Genomic DNA, 13,189 nt, shown 5'->3' with positions numbered 1-13,189 from the left:
ACTTATCGGTTCTTGAAATCTGTTTTATCCAATTGGTGCTTTCTCAGCTTGTCATACAGTGTCTTTCGCGACACTTGCAGCTCTTGTTGCACTTCTTTTAAACGCCCTTGATGGCGATGTAGTGCCTCAATTAAGATAATTTGTTCAAAGCTATCAGTGCGTTGGTTCAACGACTGTTGCTGCTCCTCAATGCTCACGTCACGTTCATCCGCGTCACTTTGCTCACCAGTATCACCGTCGAGCGACGGCTGCTTAATTTGAGTCAGCACTCTGAGTTCGGCATGTTGGCGAAGCTGACGAATGTTTTCCGTCCAATGAGTCGCAATGAGTCGTTGAATCTCTTTTTCTGTAATGACAGGTGGCGGCAGCTGATATCGACTTGCCGCACCACGAGCAAAATGCTTAAACAAGGAGCCAATATCTTCGGTTCGTTGCGCCAAGGTTAGCAAATCAAATCGGCGGAACTCACCTACAATTGTAGTTGGAACTATTGTGGTTGCGATAATGATACAAGTTGCATTGGTCTTGCATGAGTTTTCACGAAGTAGAGTGGGTTTTAGAGCCGCCAACCAGTGCCATTGTTGTGAAGTTAATGCTTCTGTTTCATGGATATAAAGTGTTCCGCCCTGATGTTTGCTGAATAATTGCACGACAAACTGATCGAACGTAGCTTGGTCATTGCGTGGTAAATTGAACGCAGCGACAGGGCAAAGTTCTGCGGATTGATGGCTGTGTAGATCGTGCGTGTACTGCGCCGTGACCCTTTTACCTGTTCCTAGATCGCCGACAAACAGTAGAAGAGGGTGAGTTTTGGTATCTAAGGTGATCAGTTCTCGGCGTAATGCCTGCATGGATGGCGATTGACCAATCAGTTTTGGTCCCACCTGATTCTGCATCGCCAACTCTTTACGTAATAAGTTGTTCTCTTCAACCAGTGCGAGTTTATCTGCGGCTTTTTTTACCGCGGTGAGCAGGGCATCGACCACAAATGGCTTTTCCAGAAAATCGTAAGCGCCGGCTTTCATTGCGGACACCGCTGTTTGCACGTCACCATGCCCAGTAAGGACGATGAGCTGAAAATTAGGATTTTGGCTCAGCAACTTTTGTGTCAATTGAATGCCATCCATCACAGGCATGTGAATATCGGTGATGACAATTCCAGCTTGCGCGGTATCTATTTTCTTTAGTGCCTCAATAGCATTAGGAAAGCAGACGATATCGATGCCTTCAATGAGCATGGCTTGTTCTACGGAGTCTCGGATTGCGGGTTCATCGTCGACAAAATAGAGTTTAGGCATAGAGTGCAAAAGTCGAGTCCTTAACAGTATGTGATTTGCTGTATGTCAGATCAGCAGTATGTAACGTTCGTTTTCTAATCAACAATAACAACGGCCCGTCAGCCCTTATCGTTATATAACGGGATGTTTAGCGAGAATACCATGCCTGAAGGCTCTAATCGGTTCGCGCTGATCGTGCCGTGATACGCCTCAATAATCCGTTTCGATATTGAAAGGCCTAGTCCTAAGCCTTCCGGTTTAGTGGTAAAAAACGGGTCGAACAACTTTTCTAATTTGTCGTCCTGCATGCCAATTCCGTTATCCCAAATGATCACCTGACAAGAGTCATGATGCAGTTGCCATTCGATGCCTATCTGTGGGCTAGCCTGTTGGTCTACGTTTTCCAGGTTTTGTTGCTGCTGCAAGACTTTCTGTTCAAGAACTTGTTGTTGAAGCGCTTGAGTCGCGTTGTGAATCAGGTTAACCAGTACTTGTTCGAGCTCGGTTGGGTGAATCGCAATGTTAATGTCGTTTGGCACTGTGCTTAACCTTAACGTGATGCCTTGTTTGATCATTAGCGCACTAAGAATACTGGTCGCGTTGTTGATCGATTGATGCAGGTTTGCGACGTGGTGTTCTTGCTTGGTGACCTTGCGAGTGAAGACTTTAAGACGCGCGATGATCTCGGTAATTGAGGTATTCAAAGCAATCATCTTATCGAGATTGCTTTTGACCAAGTCAGTCCGTTCCATTTCAAGCAGCTTTAAGCTGTTCTCACTGTATGTTCGCAGCGCTGCAAGTGGTTGGTTGATTTCGTGGTTAATGCTGGCTGACAGCTCACCGAGTACCGCTAATTTTGCGGTTTGTGTTAGCTCTTGTTCTGTCTGTTTCAACTTCGACTGCGACTCTTGGTATTGAAAAAGGGTTTGTTGCAGCTGTTGATTGGATTGCTTCAAGTAGTGAGTGCGTTTATCAACGGTTTGCTCGAGGTTTTGGTTGAGTCGGGTCAACGCCACTTTCGCGAGATAAGTCTGGCGCCACGACCAAGCGATTAGCATCACCAAGCTGTAAATCACCACGAAGATGACATCGATTTGCAAAACTTTAATAAGCTCAGCTCTGGTCTCTTTTAGTGCGACGACTTGGTATTGGTTGTTGCTGACCGTTGCAGGGTAAAGATTAAAAACACCAAGCTTGAATAGCTGGTTAGCCGTGAGTTCTTTTTGCACTTGATTTGGTTGAGGATCATTAGGCTGATTGGTGCTGCTAACTTCTTGTTTAGATTTGAAAGAACGAAAGGCTTCGATGATCGAAATTTCGCTTTGACCGTATTGGCGTTGAAGTGCGATATCCGTTTGTTGTTGCTGAGTTAATGGCAACAATGAATGGTAAAGCCATGGAGCTTGGCTTGATAAAAAGACTACTTGGTTAGAGTCGAGTACCACGATCTCAAAGTCGTCGCTGGTTAGGATGTTTTCGAGGTTCTCTAAACTCACCTTTACGGTGATAACACCAACAATGTCATTCTCAACATACAGTGGTGAAGATAAAAAATAACCGCGTACATTCGAGCGAGCGCCTAGTGCGACATATTGTGTATTGTTGCCTTGAATGGCTGAAGCAAAGTAGGGGCGAAATGAGAAGTTCTCGCCTACAAAAGTGCGAGGCTTTTGGTAATTACTGGAAGCGACTACAGTACCGCTCGGGTCATGAATATAGATGGTGTCAGCTTGGCTTTGATTAGACCATTCAAACAGTAATTGATTGAGTTGAGTGGCGGAAATCTTGTCTGTTTGTGGTGATGAGTCAAAATAAGAGAGCAGACGCGGGTCATGGCTGAGTAAATCCGGGATCTGTTTGAACTTATCCAGTTCAGAATCGATTTGTAGATTGGCTTTATTGGCCGCTTCATTGAGTTGCTGAGTGACGATTTTTTCTTGGAATTGTACTGCCATAAAGTGGGTTGCAGTCAGTCCTGCCGTTCCCAATAATAATGAGAATAAAACAAAAGGAGTCATTAGGTTAGGCAGTATCTTGGTCACTTGGATCTCAGCGTGTAATCGGTTTGTATAAAGATTATCAATATGATTGATTGAGTACCGAGATCTTGTTAACACCGAACACCTTCTGTGAGACAAAACCATGGCTTAGACTTGTGTTTCAAAGGATTACAGCGCAAAATCACAAAAAATTGAAAGGAGCAACGAAATGGAACTGACAGATATTCGTCGTGAATATGCTAAGGGTGGACTGAGACGTAAAGACTTAGCCGCAGACCCTATTGAGCAATTCAATCTATGGTTAGAGCAAGCCATCGAAGCTAAGATGACTGACCCTACTGCCATGACAGTTGCCACGGTTGATGAAAATGGTCAGCCATTCCAACGAATTGTTTTGCTAAAGAATGTTGATAAAGACGGTTTCGTTTTTTACACCAACTTAGGTAGCCGTAAAGCGCATCAGCTTGAGCACAACAGCAAAATCAGTTTGCACTTCCCTTGGCATCCACTTGAGCGACAAGTTCACATTACTGGCACCGCTGAAAAGCTGACAGCAATGGAAAACATGAAGTACTTCTCGTCACGTCCAAAAGAGAGCCAATTGGCCGCGATTGCAAGTAAGCAGAGTAGCCGTATCTCAGCTCGTGGCATTTTAGAAGGTAAGTATCTAGAGCTTAAACAGAAGTTTGCTAAAGGAGAGATTCCGGTGCCTTCTTTCTGGGGTGGCTTCCGAGTTCGCGTGGATAGCATTGAGTTTTGGCAGGGTGGTGAACACCGCTTGCATGACCGTTTCTTGTTCTCACGCCAAGACAACAGCTGGGATATTGATCGCCTAGCGCCTTAGGCTTATGGATCTTAAGTGGTCTACACCGAATAGAACATACAAAAATACCGCTAACTTGGTGATTAGAAACATCAAGCAGCGGTATTTTTTTATCTGTACATTCCCAGATTCATCGACGAGTTGGTCATTCAACTCATTTATCACTGTGCAGCACAACGGAGATCTGTTTATTGAGCAGAGTTTCTGGGATCACGGACCCTAAGCCCGAGTCCAGTGCATACTCAATTAATTGGCTTTTGCTGCGCGCATCGAACTTCTGTTTCAATCTCGCGACATGACCTTCGACCGTTTTGATTGAAATGTCTAACGTAGACGCAATGTATTGAGGCTTCTTGCCGAAAAGCAGTAAGAACAACACCTCTGATTCTCGCGAAGTCAGCCGCTTTTGCAGCTTAGACACACGCGGCTCTGATCCCGCAAGTGATGCTTGATTACCTTTCGCTCCTGTTGCCTGACAAACCCAATGACCGACCTCTAAGATTGCAGTATCAGTGAGCTCTTGCCCATAGAAGATAGTGCCTTGGACATTGTCATTATCATCAAGCCAAGGGGTTTTGGTAAAGATATGGGCGTGCCAGCGTCCGTCTGGATAAGGGTGAATATCGAGGATTTTAAGGGTACTGCGTGTATCCATCACATGTTTGTCTTGAGCTCTGAAATCTTGCGCGCACTCAATGGTTTGACTGGGCATGTCGAAGTCGGTCAAACCAGTACAAGTCTCATCGGGTTTTAAGCCAATCAGTTTGTTGTAGGCAAGGTTTGCGTACACGAAGATCGAATCAGTATCTTTGCAGCCCCAGCAACCTGGTAGTTGTTCAAATAAAGAACGATGTATGGCGTTGAATGGATCTGGCAAGGTTTTATCTCGTAAGCAGAGGTATAGCAATAATATCAGTTTCTTATAGCGCTGCAATGGCAATTAGAGTTTGTACTCTGTTCGAAAAATAGGGTGGTGAATGACAGTTAAACAGATTGCTGACTAACTGCTTCAATCACGGGGAATAGGTGGTCAGAAAGAATGATAAACAGGCAAAAAAAAGCCAGCCTGAAGAGGGGCTGGCTAAAGACAAGATATGCCTTGTCGACATGTAGAAGATTTTCAGCTTAATTTACGAGGGTCAGGTAAATTAAACTGAGGCATCAATTTGATACCCAGAGTGACTTACTACTCTATCGACGAATCTACTCCTAGGAATGCTTATGCATAAGGGGGGAATTCCCCTATAAATGCTGCTCAATGTGATAATTGAGAACTTAGAGTAAATATTTGAGATTCTGAGCCTGTGATTGGGAGCCTACAGCTCTCGCACGACTCGGAATCCTAGATAGTTCGCTGCCGTTGAAGGCGGTACATACAGTTCGTTAAACACTTTTGCTTCTTCTGGAGAGAAGCTCCACGCGCCACCTTTCGCTAAACCTTTCTGAATGGTTGTCCATTCCCATACGTTACCTACCATGTCGTAGAAGCCTGTTGGTGTTGGCAGGAATGATTTAACTGGAGATGTGCTAACGTTTGACCAAGGCGTACCCGCCCAGCCAGTGTTGGCCTTACCTGAGCGGAACTCGTTACCCCACCAGAAGTTGGTGTCTTGGCCTGCTCTTGCTGCAGCTTCCCACTCTTGTGGTGTAGGTAAACGGTAAGTGAAGCCGGTGTTTTGAGATAACCAACGAGTATACGCTTTTGCATCATTTTGGCTGACACATACAACGGGTGAGTTATCTGCTTGTTTAAAGCCAGGGCTTAGCCAGTCATTGTCTGAAACGGTTGTGATCTCTGCATTCACGAACGTATCGCAGGTGTTCATCAGTTCTGCGTCTGTTTGGTAGCCAGTGCTGTCAACAAATGTTCTAAAGTCTTGAACACGGGTTGGTGTTGCGGCTAATGCGAACGGCTGTTTGATCGTCACTTGCTGTGCGTTGTTTTCACCGAGTAGGTAGCGACCCGAGCCGACAACAATCATTTCAGGGCTCTGAATGTTGTTTCCCATCGGGTCTGCAAACTTGGTACCGACATTCAATGAGTTCTGCTTGGCCTGTAATACGGCTCGTAGGTTGTGATCGCGGGCTATCTTCAGCTCTTGGTGGAAAGAAAGGTAACCCTCTTTCTCAATCGTGACCATGTGCTGGCCTGTTGGTAACATCACTTCAACGGGTGTGCTGCCATAGTTCACGCCGTTGATAGAAACCTTGTCGTTGTATTGATTTGAACGAACCACCAAGTTAACCCAAGCGACTTCTTTTTGCTGGTCGTTGGCTTGTTGTTCGCTTTGAGTGAAACAGTTTGATGACTGAATACCAAGCAGACGACAAGGTGTGTTCTTATCTGGACGAGTTTCTAGGTTCGCCGCAATCACCGCTCGGTAACGGTTATCTTCAGAGAAGCCCGAGGATTTCACTTTGTGTTGCAGAACGTGAATATTCAATGAAGCAGACGCAAGGTGCTCTTTCACTGTTTTCGATTCGGTCGCGTTGTCTACAAGGCTGTGCTGGAATTGTTTTACCGCTTTTTGAAGTGCTAAGGTCACCGTTTGGTCTGAACATTGCGCCAGTGTCATATCGCTGCTGCAACGGTTCGTAAAGCTAACGGTTTGCTCTTCCGTCTGAGTGATCTCGTTTCTGAGTCGCTCAGCTCTTGCTCTTAGCTTATTTTGGTTCAGATTAGCGATTGAAGCTTCTGCTGCTGCTTTCTCGGCTTGGATAGCCTCAAGCTCCATCATCAAGCCTTGCTGCTTCTGCTCTGAATCTGAAATCGCAAGCTTGCCTTCTTTTACTGTTTTCCAAGCGTCTTGGAAGCGGTTTTGAGCCGGTGAGATATCGAAATCGGGCTCATCAATCATGCGCGTGTAATCTTGCTCTAGGCTGGCTTTCGCCTTTGCGAGTGTTAGCTCTGCTTGAGACGATAACTTGGCTAGACGTGCCGTTTGCTGCGCTTGATTGTCGACTTCATTTTGTTTGTCAGCTAGTTTCTTCTCAACTGCCGTTAACTCGGCATGCTTTTCGAAAAGTGAGCTTTCAATGTCGCTGACAGAAGACGCGATTGCTGGTGGTGTCGCCTCAGCGAAAACAGCAGGAGTCATTAGGCAGGGAGCAAGTGCAAATAGTAGAGTAGGAAGACCTTGGCGCATGATGGGCTACTTCAATCGTAATTTAGGTTAATCGAATATTCTAAACGAAAACGCCATTTCGTCTGCAGCTACTGTTTATAACGATCATACTGTCTATAACGTTCATACAGTTTATAACTACCAACAAAATGGCGAGTATTCATTCAGCTTTGTGAAATAGGCACGGCTATCTTAATTAGAGCGCTGAGCTATTCATACTGGACTTAGCTTTCCTTGCTAGGAAGAAGCTTAACCCAAATAGTGTCGCTACCGTTGATGGTAACTGTGCGGTTGTAAGACTCGTAACCTTGTTTTGAAATGGTTACTTGGTGACGACCACTTGGTAGCGCAACCTCAAGAGGGGTGCTGCCATACTTAATGCCGTTGATGGTCACTGAATCATTATATTGATCAGAACGTACCATCACGTTAGCCCATTGCTTATCGCGCTTTTTAACCACAGCAGCTTCACTGCCGGTTAAACAGTAGCGTGTTGAAACGTTCAATAAGTTACAAGCTGCAACCGCTTCAGGTTTTGCTTGAAGCTGAGCTTGCATTTGCATGAAGTAAGCGTTGTTACCTGAGAAACCGCTCTTAATTGCTTGGCTGTCTTGAACATGGATATTCAGTTGAACACCTTGTAAGTTTTGCTTAGCCAGAGTGCTTTCTGTGAGCTGCTCAAGTAATTGAGCCTTGAACGTTTGTACCGCTTTTTGATTGGTAAGTTGTTTACCTTGAGCAGTACACTCACCCAGTGTCATTGTTGATGCACATGTCGTGGTGTAGCTGGTTTTAAGAACAGCACTTTCTCGAAGTTCTGTTGCAATACGTTTAACACGAGCTTCAACTTTTGACTCTCTCAAGTTAGCCAACTCATTATTCAGGCGAGCTTGCTTTTGCTTGATTTGAGAAAGGTGAATTTCGCTTTCGTTCATCGCTTGTTGGTTATCTAGCTGAGACGATTGGTTCTCTTTAACGGCAGCCCAAGTGTCTTGGTAGCTTTTCTGGAAAGAAACCAAATCAGTTTCTGGGTCTTCCAGTAAGCGGCTGTACTGTTTGTCGAGTACAGACTTGGCTCTGTTACGTTTTGCCTTAAGTTCTTCACCTTCGCGTAACAACTTACTGTTTTGGTTTTGTAGTTGTTTTAGGTTTTCAGACGCCGATACTTGAGTTGCTGAAATACGCTCAATATCTGAGTTTTTCTCTGTTAGCTTTGCATCGATAGCTGAAACGGGATCGACTTGATTCAGTTCTTCAGCTGATACCGATGCAGATACCCAAAATGGGGATAGCGCGAGTAAAAGCGCTGAAATTCGAAAGTTAGTCATAGGTCCCTGCAACTTATAGATTGAAATTGGCTCGTTAATAAAGTGTCTACTTCCTAGTTGTGAGTCACTAGTTATTAGCAATTAACACAGTACCCGTCTTTATACCGTTTTATTGCCATCCAATCTACTCAAAAGCCCAGTTTCGGTACTTCGGATACACTTTTTACAAGTTGAGGCTTGATTATTTGAGCTATATAAGAAAATTTTTTTCGTATATAGCGGTAACGAAGCATCTATTTATTATATGGATTTCAATTCGTTGCATATCGTTATTTTTAGCCGCTTGAATTTGCCGGAAAGATTGGTTTTACAACTGCCGTAGTTTGTACACACTTGATCATCTTTCCGGAGGCATGATCAAGACGATCTCGATAATGATCTTTTGTTTAAGGCGAGGAAATGACTCTCATGATCATTTACAAATTCATCTTATGCAGATTTCAGAGTATTATTCTTACTATGTCGACCTGAGTATTTTGATGTTATGCCTAAACCGTTGCCCTTTCCGAACTTTGACTTGTCCCCGCTAAGCCTTACTGGCCCTCGCCCTGCGGAGATCATTACTTTGCCTTCGCATATGGATTGTCACGATCACCATTATTCGCAGGTAGTCATTGGTTTAAAAGGTCAGGCGGAATTTGAAGTGAGCGGTAAAGGTAATCTTGTCGGTCCAGGGCAAGGCTGTGTAGTCACGGCTCGCTCTGATCATGCTTTCGGTGGCGTGGTTGGTCAGTCGGATATTCTCGTACTCAACATGCCTATGCCAACCGATGATGACCCTCTGATGCTAGAGAAGATTAACCAGTTAGAATCATCGAACGTCTATTTCCAATTAGATGCGCAAATTCAAAAGCTTATCCATATGTTGGTGCAAGAGATGCAGGCCAGTCCTGATGATCTGTTGTTGAGTCGAGCTTGTAATGACACGGTGATTGCGTTGATGCAAAGACACATCTCGGCATTTGAAACCTCGATTAAAGATTCGCGTTTCGATCTTGAGTCGTTGGATCGCTACATCGAACAACACTTGGCTAATAAGATCTCAGTCGCGCAGCTTGCAGGCAGTGTGTTCTTGGGCGAAAGCCAATTCCACATGCTATTTAAAGATCAAATGGGCATTACCCCTCACCAATATGTTTTAGGAAAGCGTATCGACCGCTCTCGACGCCTTATTGAACAAGGTAATCTTAGCCTTGGACAGGTTGCAGAACTTGCTGGTTTTTCCGGTCAATCCTCCTTTACTCACACCTTTTCTCGCCTTCAAGGCATGTCACCATCTCAATACAAAAAGCAAATTTCTGTTAAATAAAAAAACAAAACGGCATATTATTTTAAAGTTTCATATGTGACCTTGTGTTTGTTTTGTTAATAAAGCGAGTTTTTAGCAAAAAACTCGGAGTTTTTGACAAGTAATCCTTATATACTCTAAATACACTGCAGCCATTGTAGAGATCCCGAACTCTTTTCGGGTGTGAGATTAAGGAAAACGCATGTTTACAGCTACTGATGTGTTAAAGCCAGAATTCAACGAGCAGTCGCTTGCTGATCTTTGGACGCTTATCTCACCATTATATATGGTGGATGAAACCCAATGGCTAGAGCAACTTCTGCCGCTAGCTACCCCTTCTGAGTCTGAAAAGCAGCAAATCACAGACAAAACGACATCATTGATCGAAGCTATCCGCGCGGATAAGACATCTATCCAGATGATCGATGCACTGTTGCTTGAATACAGTCTAGATACTCAAGAGGGCATCTTGCTGATGTGTCTGGCGGAAGCCTTGATGCGTATTCCTGATTCAGCAACCGCTGATGCACTGATTCGTGACAAACTCAGCGTTGCGGATTGGAAATCTCACCTAAAGAATTCTGACTCAGTGTTTGTTAACGCATCCACTTGGGGCTTAATGCTAACAGGCAAGGTTGTTGGACTTTCATCAAATGAACAGAGCGCTGGCCAAGCGGTTAACCGTTTAGTCAACAAGCTTTCTGAGCCGGTGATTCGTAAAGCGATGCACCAAGCGATGAAGGTGATGGGTCACCAATTTGTTCTTGGCCGCAGTATTGCTGAAGCGCAAAAGAACGGTAAGTCTATGCGTGACAAAGGTTTTACCTATTCATACGACATGTTAGGTGAAGCGGCACTGACTACTGCAGACGCCAATAAATACTTCAAAGATTACCTAGTGGCGATTGAAGCCGTAGGTCGAGATACGTATGTCTCTTCAAAATCGAGCCCTGCGCCATCGGTTTCTATCAAGCTTTCTGCGCTTCACCCACGTTATGAAGTGGCGAACGAAGACCGCGTATTGACGGAACTTTGCGACACGCTAGAGCAGCTATTGCGCCGTGCAGTAGAGCTCGATGTTGCAATTACGATTGATGCGGAAGAAGCGGATCGCCTAGAGCTTTCTCTTAAATTATTCGAAAAACTGTACCGCACTGACCTTGTAAAAGGTTGGGGTAAATTTGGTCTGGTTATTCAAGCATACTCAAAGCGTGCACTACCGGTTCTGGTATGGCTAAACCGCCTAGCGAAAGAGCAGGGTGATTTAATCCCGCTTCGCCTAGTGAAGGGCGCGTACTGGGACAGCGAAATCAAATGGTCACAGCAGGCTGGTTTCACTGATTACCCAGTTTACACTCGTAAAGAAGCGACAGACGTAGCTTACCTTGCTTGTGCGCGTTACCTATTGAGCCCAAGTGTTCGCGGCAATATCTTCCCGCAGTTTGCGAGCCACAATGCTCACACGGTTTCAGCTATTGCCGTAATGACAGAGCATAAAGACTTTGAATTCCAACGCTTACACGGCATGGGTGATTCTCTGTACAACCATGCGATGGAAGCTTACCAACAGTCGGTACGTATCTACGCACCGGTTGGCAGCCATAAAGACTTACTGCCATACCTAGTACGTCGCTTACTAGAAAACGGCGCAAACAGCTCGTTTGTACACCGTCTAGTTGATGCGCGTTGCCCTGTGGCAGAGCTGACCCAACATCCTGTCGATATGCTTCTGGCGTTCGATACACTGCATAACACTAAGATTCCATTGCCACCGGCGGTATTCCCAGAGCGTAAAAACTCTTACGGTGTGAACATCGATATCGAAAGTGAAGCGCATCAGTTTGAAGAGCAAGTAAAAGCGTTCCTTAATAATCAATGGACTGCTGGCCCTGTGATCAACGGTGAATCTCTTGCCGAAAGCATGATCAAGGCTGATCAGAACGTTGAGCAAGTGACTGCACCTTATGATCGTCGTATTAATGTCGGTCGGGTGGCTTTCGCTAACCTTGATCATGTTTCCGCAGCGATCACTGGCGCAGATGCAGCATTTGCTGATTGGAACGCAACTTCAGTTGAAACCAAAGCGGCAGCGCTTGATAAGCTGGCTGACCTGATGGAAGACAACCTTGCTGAGCTGGTGGCAATTTGTCATCAAGAAGCAGGTAAGACGATTCACGACAGCGTTGATGAAGTGCGTGAAGCGGTCGACTTCTGTCGTTACTACGCAAAACAAGCGGATAACCTACAAGGTTTTGAACTAAAAGGTTTTGATGGCCAAACACGAATCGCTTCTCGACAAGGTCGTGGTGTGTTCGTTTGTATCAGCCCTTGGAACTTCCCTCTAGCGATCTTCCTTGGCCAAATTACAGCAGCTTTGGTTGCGGGTAACACGGTTGTGGCGAAGCCTGCCGAGCAAACAAGCTTGATTGCAGCTCGCGCAGTGGAACTGATGAATGAAGCGGGTTTCCCTGCTGGCACCATTCAGTTACTGCCGGGTCGTGGCGCTGAGATCGGCAGTGCACTAACAAGCCATGATGCGATTGCGGGCGTTGCCTTTACGGGTTCAACACCAACCGCACAACGTATCAACGTGTCATTGGCAAGTCGTAACGCTAAGCCTGTTCCGTTTATTGCGGAAACCGGTGGTCAGAATGCGATGATCGTCGACAGTACCGCACTGCCTGAACAGGTAGTTCGTGATGTTATTCGTTCTGCATTTGCTTCAGCAGGTCAACGTTGTTCTGCGCTGCGTGTGCTTTACATTCAAGAGGACATTGCAGACCGCGTGGTTGGATTGATTCACGGTGCAATGGACGAATTGAGTGTGGGTATCCCACATCTTCATAAAACGGATGTTGGCCCTGTTATCGACCAAAATGCGAAACAGAAGTTGCTGGCGCACTTAGAAAATATGACCAATACCCAGAAGAAGGTGGCTCAACTTTCTTTAGGTGCTGATTGTGAACATGGTGATTTTGTTCCACCAAGTGCTTTTGAAATTGATGACATCAGCTGCTTGAAAGAAGAACAGTTTGGCCCTGTGCTGCACATCGTTCGCTTCAAGGCGAGTGAGTTAGCGCAAGTGGTAGACCAAATTAACCAAACCGGTTTTGGCTTGACCATGGGTATTCACAGCCGTAACGAGACAACTTACCGTTGGATCGAAAAACACGTGCGCGTGGGTAACTGCTACATCAATCGTGACCAAGTGGGTGCCGTTGTTGGGGTTCAACCATTCGGCGGTCAAGGTTTGTCAGGTACTGGCCCTAAAGCGGGTGGTCCTCACTATCTATACCGTTTTACAGATGTTCATTTCTCTCAATCACAAGACAAGGCATAAGGAGCAGT

The 13,189-nt window shown here is 45.4% G+C and carries 8 protein-coding genes; 3 read left to right on the top strand and 5 right to left on the bottom strand.

Features of this window, described 5'->3' with window-relative positions; all coding sequences use genetic code 11:
* Positions 1-2: 2 nt before the first annotated feature.
* Both L3V33_RS06050 and L3V33_RS06045 read right to left on the bottom strand, forming a co-directional pair.
* Entirely contained in the window at positions 3-1,298 is a 1,296-nt protein-coding gene (locus tag L3V33_RS06050; RefSeq protein WP_171307609.1) for a response regulator, read from the bottom strand.
* A gap of 98 nt (positions 1,299-1,396) precedes the next feature.
* The gene (locus L3V33_RS06045; protein WP_171307462.1) at positions 1,397-3,319 is read right to left on the bottom strand and encodes an ATP-binding protein; all 1,923 of its coding nucleotides are present in this window, start codon (positions 3,317-3,319) and stop codon (positions 1,397-1,399) included.
* Between the two features lie 166 nt (positions 3,320-3,485).
* Here L3V33_RS06045 and pdxH point away from each other — a divergent pair, with 166 nt between their 5' ends.
* The gene (gene pdxH, locus L3V33_RS06040; RefSeq protein WP_004732548.1) at positions 3,486-4,121 is read left to right on the top strand and encodes a pyridoxamine 5'-phosphate oxidase; all 636 of its coding nucleotides are present in this window, start codon (positions 3,486-3,488) and stop codon (positions 4,119-4,121) included.
* A 133-nt stretch (positions 4,122-4,254) separates the two neighbouring features.
* On the opposite strand, the gene L3V33_RS06035 is transcribed toward pdxH, so the two are convergent.
* The 3 genes from L3V33_RS06035 to L3V33_RS06025 form a co-directional block, all read right to left on the bottom strand.
* Positions 4,255-5,040, bottom strand: a complete 786-nt coding sequence (locus L3V33_RS06035) for a helix-turn-helix transcriptional regulator (RefSeq protein ID WP_237289969.1) — start codon at positions 5,038-5,040, stop codon at positions 4,255-4,257.
* Between the two features lie 376 nt (positions 5,041-5,416).
* Positions 5,417-7,246, bottom strand: a complete 1,830-nt coding sequence (locus L3V33_RS06030; RefSeq protein ID WP_171311138.1) for a formylglycine-generating enzyme family protein — start codon at positions 7,244-7,246, stop codon at positions 5,417-5,419.
* 203 nt (positions 7,247-7,449) lie between these two features.
* The gene (locus L3V33_RS06025; RefSeq protein WP_237289968.1) at positions 7,450-8,553 is read right to left on the bottom strand and encodes a PEGA domain-containing protein; all 1,104 of its coding nucleotides are present in this window, start codon (positions 8,551-8,553) and stop codon (positions 7,450-7,452) included.
* A gap of 484 nt (positions 8,554-9,037) precedes the next feature.
* On the opposite strand from L3V33_RS06025, the gene L3V33_RS06020 reads away from it, so the two are divergent.
* Together L3V33_RS06020 and putA are read left to right on the top strand one after the other, a co-directional pair.
* Positions 9,038-9,862: an AraC family transcriptional regulator gene (locus tag L3V33_RS06020; RefSeq protein ID WP_017075637.1), complete on the top strand. Its 825-nt coding sequence runs from the start codon at positions 9,038-9,040 to the stop codon at positions 9,860-9,862.
* A gap of 181 nt (positions 9,863-10,043) precedes the next feature.
* Positions 10,044-13,181, top strand: a complete 3,138-nt coding sequence (putA, locus tag L3V33_RS06015) for a bifunctional proline dehydrogenase/L-glutamate gamma-semialdehyde dehydrogenase PutA (RefSeq protein ID WP_237289967.1) — start codon at positions 10,044-10,046, stop codon at positions 13,179-13,181.
* The last annotated feature ends 8 nt before the right edge of the window (positions 13,182-13,189 follow it).

Source organism: Vibrio sp. A2-1, assembly GCF_021728355.1.
Lineage (GTDB): Bacteria > Pseudomonadota > Gammaproteobacteria > Enterobacterales > Vibrionaceae > Vibrio > Vibrio splendidus_K.
Note: the sequence above shows the minus strand (reverse complement) of the source record. Positions and strands in the feature narration are given on the sequence as shown.

Bases quoted from the DNA above. Each gene is read 5' to 3' on its own strand.
- L3V33_RS06050 (WP_171307609.1), bottom strand. From the start codon at position 1,298: ATGCCTAAACTCTATTTTGTCGACGATGAACCCGCAATCCGAGACTCC.
- pdxH (WP_004732548.1), top strand. From the start codon at position 3,486: ATGGAACTGACAGATATTCGTCGTGAATATGCTAAGGGTGGACTGAGA.
- L3V33_RS06030 (WP_171311138.1), bottom strand. From the start codon at position 7,246: ATGCGCCAAGGTCTTCCTACTCTACTATTTGCACTTGCTCCCTGCCTA.
- L3V33_RS06025 (WP_237289968.1), bottom strand. From the start codon at position 8,553: ATGACTAACTTTCGAATTTCAGCGCTTTTACTCGCGCTATCCCCATTT.
- L3V33_RS06020 (WP_017075637.1), top strand. From the start codon at position 9,038: ATGCCTAAACCGTTGCCCTTTCCGAACTTTGACTTGTCCCCGCTAAGC.
- putA (WP_237289967.1), top strand. From the start codon at position 10,044: ATGTTTACAGCTACTGATGTGTTAAAGCCAGAATTCAACGAGCAGTCG.